Consider the following 10739-nt stretch of genomic DNA (forward strand, 5'->3'; position numbering starts at 1 on the left):
GTTGTGCGTGAGCGCGCCGCCCAGCGACTCGCCGTCCACCGTCTGCCCCGTGGCGCCCTTGACCAGGTTGGGCCCGCCCAGCCCCATGAACGACGTGCCCTCCACCATCAGGATCACGTCGCTCAGCGCCGGCAGGTAGGCGCCGCCGGCAATGCACGGGCCCATGACGGCGGCGATCTGCGGCACCTTGAGGTAGCGCCGCATGATGCTGTTGTAGTAGAAGATGCGCGACGCGCCGTACTGCCCCGGAAAGACGCCGCCCTGGTAGGGCAGGTTTACGCCGGCGCTGTCCACCAGGTAGATGATGGGCACGCGGCAGCGCATGGCGATCTCCTGCGCCCGCAGCATCTTGGTGATGGTCTCCGGCCACCACGAGCCCGCCTTGACGGTGGCGTCGTTGGCGATGACCACCACCTCGCGCCCGCACACGGTGCCAAAGCCCGTCACGACGCCCGCCGCGGGCGCCTGGCCCTCGTAGCGGTCGTGCGCCACGAGCAGCCCCACCTCCTGGAACCGCGAGCGCGGGTCCAGCAGGAGCGCGATGCGCTCGCGGGCCGTGAGCTTGCCGTCGTCGTGCTGCTTCTGGATGCGCTTGGGGCCGCCCCCCTGCCGCAGCCTTGCCTCCAGCGCGCGCAGCTCCTCGGCAAGGGCGCGCGCGCGGCTGGACGCGGGCGGCGTGTCGGTGTCGGGCGTGTTCGCGTGGGGCATTCTCTCGCGGTCGATCTCGCGGGCCGGGGCGGGCCCGCCGGTGACGTGAAAACGGGGGGCCAACTTAGGCCGCCTCACGGCGACGCGGCAAGCGCGCGGGCGGGTGCGACGGCACGCGCCGCCGCACCCGCCCGCACCGCGTCGCGCGGATGAGGCTCAGCAGGTGCGGCAGGCGCTGATCAGGCAGGTGCCGCCGTAGCTCACGGGGCAGTTGCGCAGGGTGTCGTTGAGCTCGTGCGCCGCGACGGTGCCCTGGAGCTCCCCGGCCACGGTCGTGGTGTCGAAGCTCTCCACCTTCAGGTTGTCCAGCTGCAGCTTCTTCATGGTGCTCTCCGCTTCTCGTGGGTTACGAACGTCCGCGAACGGAGGATCGTAACAAGATGGCGGGAAAGGCACAATTGCAGACGGCGTCCAGGTGACGCGGCCTCACGGAATGCTTGACCCGTGGATCCAGAGTCACGGCGCAATCCACTCGATCCCATGAGGCTGCCTGCACAAACGGAGCGCGCCGGCGGATGTCGGCGCGCTCTGGTGTCGTTGAATCGGGGCGAGGCCGGGATGGGCGGAAGCACCGCCCCGGCGCTCAGGACGCGGCGGCCTCGCGGTCGCGCCCGTGCTCGGCGAACCAGTCGCTGATGTACTGCACGGCCGCCCCCGTCGTGGTGCCGGGGCCAAAGAGCTTGCCGATCCCCCTGGACTCGAGGACGCGCATGTCCTCTTCGGGGATGATGCCGCCGCCCGTGATGAGGATGTGATCGGCGCCCTCGGCCGCCAGCGCCTCGCGCACGGCGGGGAACAGCGTCATGTGCGCGCCGGAAAGGATGGACATGGCGACGACGTCCACGTCCTCCTGGATGGCGGCGTTCACGATCATCTCCGGCGTCTGGTGCAGGCCGGTGTAGATGACCTCCATGCCGGCGTCGCGCAGGGCGGCGGCGATGACCTTGGCGCCGCGGTCGTGGCCGTCCAGCCCCGGCTTGGCCACCAGCACCCGGATCTTCCGTTCAGACATCGTTGAAATCGAATTGGCGGACTTCGTTACGAATTCGCGCGGTCCAGATCGCGGTAAAGACGGCGTAACATACGGCGATTTGCGAGCCTGCGGCAAGCGCGCGGCGTGCGCGCGGGCCCTTCGCCGTCCCATCCGCCGGCCGTCGCCGACGCCTACTCAGAGGATATTGATCACCCGGATGGGCAGAAGCGTCATCCCGAGGAGCCGCCGCGCGATCTCGGCTCATGCGTGATCCATAGCGGCGACGAAGGATCTTGCCCGCGAAGCTCGGGGGCGACCTCGTGCACGGAATCCGCCTCCGAGTCTCGCACACAAGATCCTTCGGTCGCGCCCAAAGGACTGTGCACGTTCAGGTTGCGCGCGGGCGCTCCCTCAGGATGACGCATCGCGGACGCGGGTCCTGAACAGCCTCTCAAGATGACAGGCTCAGGGCGCGGGGAACATCCCCAGGAAGTCGTCGGGCTTGACCAGGAACAGCTGGGGGACGGGGTCGCTGGTGCTCATCAGCACGCCGTCGCCGGGGCGGCTGTCGTTCAGCACGAAGTCGCCGGCGATGGACAGCGTGCGCGCCAGCCCGCCGGCCAGCAGGGTAAAGTCCACACGCGGGTGCTCCGGCGACACGAACACCCGCTCGCCGAAGACCACGCCCTGCCCCACGGCCGCCACGCCGGCCGCCGCGCGCGTGCCCGCGGGGACGGAGGTCTGCACGGACCCGCCCGGGCCGTCTTTTGGCGCGGCGCGGTTGGAGGGCTCGCCCACGTACACTTCGCGGGGCTTGCCCCCGCCGCAGGGAACGCGCAGGCCGCGGGTGCGGCTGCCGCCCGTGTGCCACAGCACCACGTCGCGGCCGTCGCGCACCATGCCGTAGGCCAGCCCCGCGGAGACGAACTCGGGGACGGTGTCGGGCCACGCGCTGCGCACCTCCACGGAATCGGCCCCCACGAAGCGCAGGCGGTGCACCCACGGGGTCACGCGCGCCTCGGCCGACGCGCCGTCCATCCGCGGCCCGTACAGCACCCACTCCCCCGGGCACGAGGCGGCGGCAAGGGGCACGATGCCGTTGGGGCGCGCGTGCGAGCGGATGGTGCCGCGCAGGTCGTAGACGGTAATGCCGTTGCGCCCGTCCGCCACCAGCACGAGCGAGTCGCCGGCCACGGCCAGCGCGGACGGGTGCCGCGCCTCGGCCGGGCCGCCGCCCGTCCCCACGAACGCCGACTCCAGCCGGCCGCGCCCGTCGAACACCTTTACGAACGGGGCCACAAAGTCCAGCACCACCACGTGCCTGCCGCCGTCCGTCACACGGGCGGCGACCACCTTGCCCAGCGCCCCCTGGGCAGAGCCGGACTCGTCCAGCCCCACGTGCACGGCGTGGCGCGTGAGGTCGGTGAGCTGCGCGGGCGGCGGATCGCCCGGCTCCTCGCCCCCGCAGGCGGCGAGGAGCACGGCAAGCGCCACCAGGGCACGGCGCGCGGATTCAGGGCCCTTCGTCAGCACAGATCTTACGGTCGGGGAGGATGTGGATGGGTTCGATCGCATCGCCAGAAACACGTCGCGCCGGCACCCCGGGTGCGGGATGCCGGCGCGCCGCCGGGGCTCAGGCCGCCGACGACGTGTACGTGCAGGTGGTGGTGGCGGTCCCGTTCACGTAGTCGTAGCTCGTCTCGCAGCCGCTCAGCTCGCGCACCTCGGAGGTGCCCGTGGACTTGTGGTAGACGATGATGGCCGAGCCGAACGTGTTGTTGCAGGTGTCCATGCAGCTCGTGCCGGCCGCCAGCGCGTGCGCGCTGCCCGCGCTGAGCATCGACGCCGCGAGCGCGGCGAACACGATTTCCCGCTTGCGCATGAGGAAGTCCTCCGGTGTGGGTTTGTGATGCCCGGAATCAGATATCTACCGCGCAGCGCCGGGCGCGCTGGCGACCACCTCCGCGATCCGCGGATCGGGAGGAACCGGTGACCAGCTGCGCAGGAGCCGGCCGTCGCGTCCCACCACGTACAGCGTGGGCACGGCGTGAATGCCGATGGTGCGCAGCAGCTTTCCTCGAGGATCCCAGGTAACCGTGCCCGGGTCCGGCAGCAGCAGCGAGAACTGCCGCGCCGCGGCCGAGTCGCTGCCCACGATCACGCGAAACGCGATGCCCTGGGCCTTGAGCCGCGCCGCGATCTCGCGGTAGGCGGGCACGCCCACGCGGCACGCGGCGCACTCCGACGTGGCGGCCAGCACGGCCACGGCGCTGTCGCGCGGCAGCAGGGCCACCTCGCGCCCGTCCATCCCCCGGATGGACACGCCGGGCTTCAGCACGCGGTCGCCGGGCACGGGGGCGGCCCTGGCCGTGCGGGTGAGGTACATCACGCCCAGCACGCAGGCCCACAGGCCCAGCCCGCCCCACACAAGGCGACGCAAAAGGTCGCCGCGACGACGCTTGATCGGAGGTGCCACGTTCCCCATCCCGCCGGTTTGAATTGTCGGTTGCTCCAGACGATAAATAGACGGATTACGAGTTGTCAATCCCACTTGAATCCAGAAAACATGACGTCGCTGAAAGAGCTAGACATGTGAACAGCGCGGCCCCTTTCAACGCGCTGATGATGATTTTTAACGTAAACGTATGTATACGAACCACATCAAAACTGTCGATAAACCGAGCGAGGGGCGATCGCGATCATCCCGTATCTTCAGTGGCCGGTTATGCGCGCATGGGTCAGCATGGAACGATCTCGCCGACGCGTAGATCAGGCTAAAGCTTGACCGGCGGAACCGACCGGAGATGACGGATGACGATCCTCCGCACCCGGGGTGTCGATCTCTCGAGAAGCGCCACGACAAAGCGAGAGGCCGGCCCCCGTGCGCAGGGGCCGGCCTCCTGGATCTGTACGCGAGCTCCTTTGGTCGCGTCCAAGGGCTCGTGCTCGTTCGCGTTCCGCGCGGGCGCTCGCCGGGAGGGCGGCCACGCGGGGCTCGCGCGATCACCGATCTACCCGTCCGGCTCCAGCACGAGGAGCGCGAAGGCGGCGCCGGAGTCCAGCGGCGCGCGCGAAAAGTCGCCGGCCTGTTCGACGATGCCATATCCCGCGCCCGCACAAAGGGCGCGAAGGGTCTTCACGTCCCAACGGGGGATGGGCAGCGTTTCCATCTCCCGTCGTCCCGTCCGGCAGGTGGTAGCGGGCGTGCGCGTTCACCACGTCCGCTGCCGGGCCCGGCTCCGTCCACGACTCGCGCCACACGGGGCGCCCGTCATCCAGCAGCGCGTCTTGCCGCCACGGGTCCGAGCGGTCCGGAAAGGCGCGGGTGGCCACGCGCACCGCCACCCGCCCGCCGGGACGCAGGGCATCGCGGACCCGCGCCAGCACCCCGGCGAGCGCCGCGCCGTCCAGGTGCTCGAAGAAGGAGGGCCCCAGCACCAGCCCTACGCGGCCGTCGGGGCGAAACGTAAGCGCGTCCTCCGCGTGCACGCGCATGCGACCCCCGTGGAGCGCCGCCCGCTCGCGTGCCACGGCGACGCACGCCGGGTCGCGCTCCACGCAGACCACCTCCACGCCGGCTCCTGCCAGCGCGTGGGACACGCGGCCGGTGCCGCCCCCCAGCTCGAGCACGGGCCCCCCGCAGGCAAGGGCCAGCTCCCGGTAGTACGCCAGGTCCCCGTTGTGGTGAAAGCGCTCGCGCAGCAGGCAGATGGGCGGCAGCCGCTCCACCGTCACCGCTCCGGCGCCAGCAGCGTGACCGTGCCCCATGGCTCCAGGTGGAACGGTGTGGCATCCACCACGTCGCCGTTGACGTGCGTGGGCTCGGCGCGGCCGTCGCGGGCGACGATGGACAGCCGCCGCGCGCGAAGAACGCGGACGCCGGGGACGCGCAGCTGCAGGGTGCCCGGCGCCTCAACGCCCAGCCAGAACGCCGCCAGCCGCGCGTGCGATCGGCCATCGAAGAGGACAACGTCGATCCACGGGTCCGCCGGGTCCGCGTCGGGGACCAGCACGTGGCTCCCGGCAAAGTGGCGCGGGATGGTGGCCAGCACCTGTGTCGCCTCGGTGTCGATGGGGCGGCCGTGGTCGTCCTCGCCGGTCACGTGCAGCGCGGGAAAGTCGTAGCGCGCCCACTCCCACACGCCCCGCGCGCCGATGGCCAGCAGCCCCAGCGCGTGCTTGGCCCCCATGCTCACGCGGCCCATGGCGCGCGCGTCGAAGCCGGCGCCGATGCCCAGCAGCACGCCCCGCCCGCTGGCCCGCCACGCACGAAAGGAGCGGCGCGCCTTCGAGTTGGCGATGGCGGCGATGGCCTTGGGCGCGCCGGACGGCAGGCCGATCTCGCGCGCGATGACGTTGACCGTCCCCACGGGGATGATGCCGATGGGCACGCCGCTGTCCACGAGCGCCGTGGCGGCCTGGGACAGGGTGCCGTCGCCACCGGAGGTCCACACGGCCTCGATCTCGGGCGACAGGTGCGCGCGGACGAGCTCCGTCGCGTGGTCCTGGCCTTCCGTCGTCAGCACGGTGACGTCCCAGCCGTGGCGCGCGAGGGTGTCGCGCAGGTGCTCGGGCCGGGGGCGGCGCCACCACTGGCCGGCCGCGGGGTTGTAGATCAGCAGCGCACGCCGCATCGGGTCTCCGCGCAGGGGGTTCACGCGGGAAACAAGCAAAGTGCCGGCCGCGGGCAATTGCGCGCGGAGGCGCGGCGCGGCATCGTGCTGCATCCGCCGGATATCATCCTCCCCGCCGATCATCGATCCCATGGAAGAACACGAGGTCGCGTGGTTCAGCCACCTGGCCACCACGTACCGCGGCACGTCGCGCCAGGTGGACGCGTCGTCGCCACGCAGCCAGGAGGTGCGCTTCGAGGTGATCGTCGACGCGCTGGATTCGATGCTGGGCGCACGCTGGGGCGGGATGTCGCTGCTGGACTTCGGATGCGGCAAGGGCGACTTCGCGGCGTACCTGCGGCGGCGCGGGCGGCTGGACGGCCTGCGCTACGTGGGCGTGGACGGCATCGAGGAGAACGTGGAGGACGCGCGGCGTGACGTGGGCGGCGACTTTCGGATGGGGCGCTGGGACGGATCCGGACGGGTGATCGAGGACGAGATCGACCTGGTCGTGTGGAGCGGGACCTTCGCGGCCACGCGGCTGGAGCGGCGGCCTGGGATGATCACGTCGCTGCTGGAGCAGGCGCGGGTGGGCGTCGTGGGCAATTTCCTGACGTGGACGCCCGGCGTGGACGACTGGCAGGGGATGGTGCTGATGGATCCGGACGATGCGCTGCGCCTGGTGGATCGCGCGGCGTTCCGGGTGCAGCTCCGCGCGGATTATCTGCCCCACGACTTCACGCTCGCCGCCATGCGCTGGAACGCGTAGATCCAGCGTCATTAAGCTTTACTGCATTCTCACGCAGAGCCGCAGAGGCGCAGAGTACTTCATCGCGCGACGAAGTACTCTGCGTCCTCTGCGGCTCTGCGTGAGATTTTCTGTTGGTTTTTTACACAGCGACCAGCACGTCCTCGTAGACGGACTCGTAGCGCGCGAAGACGGCGGCCCACGAGTGCGGCAAAAGGCGCGACGCCAGGTCCGCGCGATCCGCGTCCGTGCGCGGGCGGGCCAGCATGGACGCGATCGCATCCGCCAGGTCCGCCACGTAGCGCGGCACGTCCGCAGGCACGGGCACGTCCGCATCCGTCGTCGCCAGCGCGGGGACGAGGCGGAAATGGCCGGCATCCACCCAACCCGCCGGCACCCAGCTGCGGATGGTCGGCAGCGCGCTCAGCAGGCAGGGACAGCCGCACGCCGCCGCCTCCAGCATCGTCAGCGGCAGGCCCTCGAACAGCGACGGCAGCGCGAACAGCGACGAGCACTGGAGGATGAGCGCCACGGCCTCCGGCGGCTGCGCGCCCACGTGGATCACGGTCTCCCCCGCCTCGCGCGCCAGCTCCCCCACCCGCGCGCCCTCCTCGCCCGAGCCCGTCGCGCCCACGAGCACCAGGTGGAACGCCGTCCCCGCGGCACGGGCCCGCGCGGCGGCCTCCAGCAGGAACGGCACCCCCTTGGGCGTCGACAGCCGGCCCACGAACGTCACCAGCGGCCCGTCCGGCAGATCCACGCCGAACTCGCGCCGCAACCGATCGAGCAGAACGGGACGCGGCTGATCCGACCGATGGAAGAGGCCGCCGTCGTAGCCGGCACCCGTCTCCGCGATCCGTGACTCGTCCACGCCGTAGACGTCCATCGTGTCCTGACGCGATTGCGGCGTCAGCACGCAGACGCGGTCCAGTGCGCGGATGCCGGGCACCACGCGCGGGGCCAGGCGCGGCGCCTTGACCATCTGCCGCAGCTCGGCATTGTGGCTCGTGGCCACCACCGGCACGTCGTCGAACACCTCGCGGGCCAGCGCCGTCATCAGCCACAGGTGGTGCGCGTGGACGATGTCGGGCCGGAAGCGCTCGCGCGCCTCGCGCATCATCGCCCGCGACACCTCCAGGTACTGCTCCACCATCAGCTCCGTCATCCGCGAAAAGACGGTGCTGAGGTACGGCATCACGTCGCTGTTGCCGGGGACGGGGAACGGCGCGCCGGGGCTGGGAAAGGGGATGAGCGTGAAGTCGTCCGGGCCCAGCGGCGGAAGCTCGGCGGCCGTCGTCCCCGGCGGGCCCGCGGCCAGCACGTGCTGCGCGTGGCCGCAACGGGCCGCCTCGCGCACCATCGCCTGCAGGAACACGCCGCTGCCGCTCCGTCCGGGCCGCTGGGAAAGGAGGTGAAGGACCCGGGCCATCACTTCTCCAGCGCCACGAGGTTGCTGTGGAACATCACTTCCTCGTCGTGCTCCAGCACGCGCAGGCGCGTGGCGGCCAGCAGCGACTCCATCCGGTCGCGGTCCATGTCACTGAAGCCCGGATTTTCCGCCGCGATGGGCTTGCGCTTGTCGCCGTAGTGCACGACGGCGCGGCCGCCGGGGCGCAGCACGCGCTCGATCTCGCCCAGGTATCCGCCGATCCCCTCCGGCTCCACGTGCACCATCACGTCGAACGTAAAGACGAGGTCGATGCTGGCGTCCGGCACGCCCGACATCTCGTACCCGCTCGTGCGGTACAGCTGCAGCCGGTCCGCGTGGTGCGGAAAGCGGCGCCGCAGGTGGTCGAACGACTCCGGGTTCAGCTCCACGACGGTCAGCCGGCGCGCGGAGGGCAGCAGGTACTGCGTCCACCGGCCGCCCCCCGCGCCGATCTCCAGCACGTCCTGCCCCGGGCGCACGTACGGCTCCACGAAGCGGCGGCGCACCTCCAGCAGGGGCTCGAAGGTCTCGGGGTCACCCCATCGGTCGCCCCAGTTGGGCTCGTCCGGGCTCTGCGCGAACCCGGCCAGCATGGGGCCCCACTTGCGGTTCCATTCCAGCGACGGCATGGGCGGTTCAGTGGCGGTAAAAGGTGCGAAGGTGCAGGTGGGCGCGGGTGGCGTGGACGATCCCCTCCTTTTCGCCGTTCCCCGAGTCGCCGAACCCGCCAAAGGGCGCGGTCTCCGTCCGGTATCCCGGCGGTCCGTTCCACGAGAACTGGCCCACGCGGATGGCGGCCGCATAGGCGCGGGCGGCGTCTTCCGACCGCGTGGCGATGGCGCCGGACAGCCGGTGATTGTCCGCGCGGACGATGCGGATGGCGTCGTCCACGGAGCGGATGCGGACGATGGGCGCCACGGGGCCGAACGTCTCCCGCCGCACGATCTCCATCTCCGGCCGCACGTGGTCGATGACGGTCGGCGCGACGACGGCGCCCGCGCGCGATCCGCCGACGAGCAGGCGCGCGCCGTCCCCCAGCGCCGCGTCGATCGCGCGCTCGATGCGGATGGCGGACGCCTCGTCGATCACGGGCCCCACGTCCGTCCGCTCGTCCCACGGATCGCCGTAGCTCAGCGCGGACGCCAGCTCCGCCAGCCGCGCGGTGAACGCGTCCGCGACGGGCTCCTGGACGAGGATGCGGTTGATGGCTGTGCAGCGCTGCCCCGCGTTGTCGAACGCGCCCAGGGCGATGCGGGCCGCGCGCTCCACGTCCGCGTCCGCCAGGACGACGAGCGCCGCGTTGCCGCCCAGCTCCGGCAGGTAGCGGACGAGCTCGTTGCCGCCCTCCGCCATCGTCCGGGCGATGGCCTTGCCCACGGCCACGCTCCCCGTAAAGCTCACGAGCTCCGCCCGCGGATCACAGACGAGCGCACGGACGATGGGCTCCGCCGGCCGCCCCGTGACGACGTTCAGCAGGTGGGGCGGAAGCCCGCACTCCGCCAGCACTTCCGCCAGGCGCAGGGCGCTGAGCGGCGTTTTCTCCGACGGCTTGAGAACGACGGGCGCGCCGGCGGCGATGGCGGGCGCCACCTTGTGCGCCACCTGGTTCAGCGGGTGGTTGAACGGCGTGATGGCGATCGCCAGCGTGACCGGCTCGGGGATGACGTGCAGCTCCGCCGCGGGCGACTCGCCGGGAACGCGATACGGCGCCTCCCAGTCCGCCGCCGCCAGCCGACGCGCCTCGTGGGCCGCGCCGCGCAGGGCGTTGACGGCGCGGTGCACCTCGTGCCGCGCCTGCTTGAGGCAGATGCCCGCCTCCGCCGTGATGAGCCGCGCGGCAGATTCCGCGTGCGTCGCGTAGTGATCGGCCGCGCGGTCCAGGATGGCGGCGCGCTCCTCCGGCGGCGGCGCGGACCGGCCCGCCGCGCCGTCCAGTGCCGCGCATACGTGCTCCGCCGTCGCCTGGCCCGCGCGCCCGGCGAGCGCGCCGTCGTACGGGCTGCGCACGTCGAACGCGTCCGCCGTCTCCACGCGCACCCCGCCGATCCACAGGTACGGCGCGGACATGGCCGATTCGGCGCGATCAGCGCGATGCGGCGCGGGCGCGGCGAGCACGTCCGTCATCCGCCGCCCTCCTTCGAGCCATCCTCCTGGACGCCGATGGCGGTGCGGAAGCGGGCGGCGATCTGCTCCGGCGCGTGGGACACGCGCGGGGCCGGCGGCGCGGGATCCGTCGCATCCACCTTCACCAGCAGGAACGCGGGGCCG

12 protein-coding genes are annotated in these 10739 nt (G+C 71.7%); 1 reads left to right on the forward strand and 11 read right to left on the reverse strand.

The window, feature by feature from the left end; translation table 11 throughout:
* From VFZ20_RS02235 to VFZ20_RS02270, 8 genes are all read right to left on the reverse strand, one after another.
* The coding region (locus tag VFZ20_RS02235) for a carboxyl transferase domain-containing protein (RefSeq protein ID WP_329682188.1) at positions 1–708 on the reverse strand (708 nt) is incomplete at its 3' end.
* 156 nt (positions 709–864) lie between these two features.
* A complete protein-coding gene (locus VFZ20_RS02240) occupies positions 865–1032 on the reverse strand; it encodes a hypothetical protein (protein WP_329682189.1) in 168 nt (55 codons plus the stop codon).
* A 259-nt stretch (positions 1033–1291) separates the two neighbouring features.
* Positions 1292–1720: a cobalamin B12-binding domain-containing protein gene (locus VFZ20_RS02245; protein WP_329682190.1), complete on the reverse strand. Its 429-nt coding sequence runs from the start codon at positions 1718–1720 to the stop codon at positions 1292–1294.
* Between the two features lie 426 nt (positions 1721–2146).
* Entirely contained in the window at positions 2147–3214 is a 1068-nt protein-coding gene (locus VFZ20_RS02250) for a hypothetical protein (RefSeq protein WP_329682191.1), read from the reverse strand.
* Between the two features lie 100 nt (positions 3215–3314).
* A complete protein-coding gene (locus VFZ20_RS02255; protein WP_329682192.1) occupies positions 3315–3563 on the reverse strand; it encodes a hypothetical protein in 249 nt (82 codons plus the stop codon).
* Between the two features lie 45 nt (positions 3564–3608).
* Positions 3609–4157 (reverse strand): hypothetical protein, encoded by a 549-nt coding sequence (locus VFZ20_RS02260; RefSeq protein WP_329682193.1) that lies wholly within the window; start codon positions 4155–4157, stop codon positions 3609–3611.
* A gap of 527 nt (positions 4158–4684) precedes the next feature.
* Positions 4685–5449 (reverse strand): class I SAM-dependent methyltransferase, encoded by a 765-nt coding sequence (locus VFZ20_RS02265; RefSeq protein WP_329682194.1) that lies wholly within the window; start codon positions 5447–5449, stop codon positions 4685–4687.
* Complete coding sequence (locus tag VFZ20_RS02270; protein ID WP_329682195.1) at positions 5413–6315, reverse strand: diacylglycerol/lipid kinase family protein; 903 nt, start codon at positions 6313–6315, stop codon at positions 5413–5415. Before VFZ20_RS02270 ends, VFZ20_RS02265 begins: the two co-directional genes overlap by 37 nt.
* A 130-nt stretch (positions 6316–6445) precedes the next feature.
* Between VFZ20_RS02270 and VFZ20_RS02275 the strand changes: the two genes are divergently transcribed.
* Positions 6446–7063, forward strand: a complete 618-nt coding sequence (locus VFZ20_RS02275) for a methyltransferase domain-containing protein (protein ID WP_329682196.1) — start codon at positions 6446–6448, stop codon at positions 7061–7063.
* 121 nt (positions 7064–7184) lie between these two features.
* Here the strand turns inward: VFZ20_RS02275 and VFZ20_RS02280 are convergent, their stop codons facing one another.
* Genes VFZ20_RS02280 through VFZ20_RS02290 form a run of 3 tightly spaced genes read right to left on the reverse strand, consistent with a single transcriptional unit; the run spans position 7185 to position 10595 of the window.
* Positions 7185–8471: a glycosyltransferase family 4 protein gene (locus tag VFZ20_RS02280; protein ID WP_329682197.1), complete on the reverse strand. Its 1287-nt coding sequence runs from the start codon at positions 8469–8471 to the stop codon at positions 7185–7187.
* On the reverse strand, positions 8471–9100 hold the full coding sequence (locus VFZ20_RS02285; RefSeq protein ID WP_329682198.1) for a class I SAM-dependent methyltransferase: 630 nt from the start codon (positions 9098–9100) through the stop codon (positions 8471–8473). Before VFZ20_RS02285 ends, VFZ20_RS02280 begins: the two co-directional genes overlap by 1 nt.
* Positions 9101–9107: 7 nt before the next feature.
* A complete protein-coding gene (locus VFZ20_RS02290; protein ID WP_329682199.1) occupies positions 9108–10595 on the reverse strand; it encodes an aldehyde dehydrogenase family protein in 1488 nt (495 codons plus the stop codon).
* Between the last annotated feature and the right edge of the window lie 144 nt (positions 10596–10739).

Source organism: Longimicrobium sp. (assembly GCF_036280135.1).
Lineage (GTDB): Bacteria > Gemmatimonadota > Gemmatimonadetes > Longimicrobiales > Longimicrobiaceae > Longimicrobium.

Excerpts from the sequence above, each read along its gene's own strand:
- VFZ20_RS02245 (WP_329682190.1), bottom strand. The coding sequence starts at position 1,720 with ATGTCTGAACGGAAGATCCGGGTGCTGGTGGCCAAGCCGGGGCTGGAC.
- VFZ20_RS02285 (WP_329682198.1), bottom strand. The coding sequence starts at position 9,100 with ATGCCGTCGCTGGAATGGAACCGCAAGTGGGGCCCCATGCTGGCCGGG.
- VFZ20_RS02290 (WP_329682199.1), bottom strand. The coding sequence starts at position 10,595 with ATGACGGACGTGCTCGCCGCGCCCGCGCCGCATCGCGCTGATCGCGCC.
- VFZ20_RS02240 (WP_329682189.1), bottom strand. The coding sequence starts at position 1,032 with ATGAAGAAGCTGCAGCTGGACAACCTGAAGGTGGAGAGCTTCGACACC.
- VFZ20_RS02265 (WP_329682194.1), bottom strand. The coding sequence starts at position 5,449 with ATGGGGCACGGTCACGCTGCTGGCGCCGGAGCGGTGACGGTGGAGCGG.
- VFZ20_RS02255 (WP_329682192.1), bottom strand. The coding sequence starts at position 3,563 with ATGCGCAAGCGGGAAATCGTGTTCGCCGCGCTCGCGGCGTCGATGCTC.
- VFZ20_RS02275 (WP_329682196.1), top strand. The coding sequence starts at position 6,446 with ATGGAAGAACACGAGGTCGCGTGGTTCAGCCACCTGGCCACCACGTAC.
- VFZ20_RS02270 (WP_329682195.1), bottom strand. The coding sequence starts at position 6,315 with ATGCGGCGTGCGCTGCTGATCTACAACCCCGCGGCCGGCCAGTGGTGG.
- VFZ20_RS02280 (WP_329682197.1), bottom strand. The coding sequence starts at position 8,471 with ATGGCCCGGGTCCTTCACCTCCTTTCCCAGCGGCCCGGACGGAGCGGC.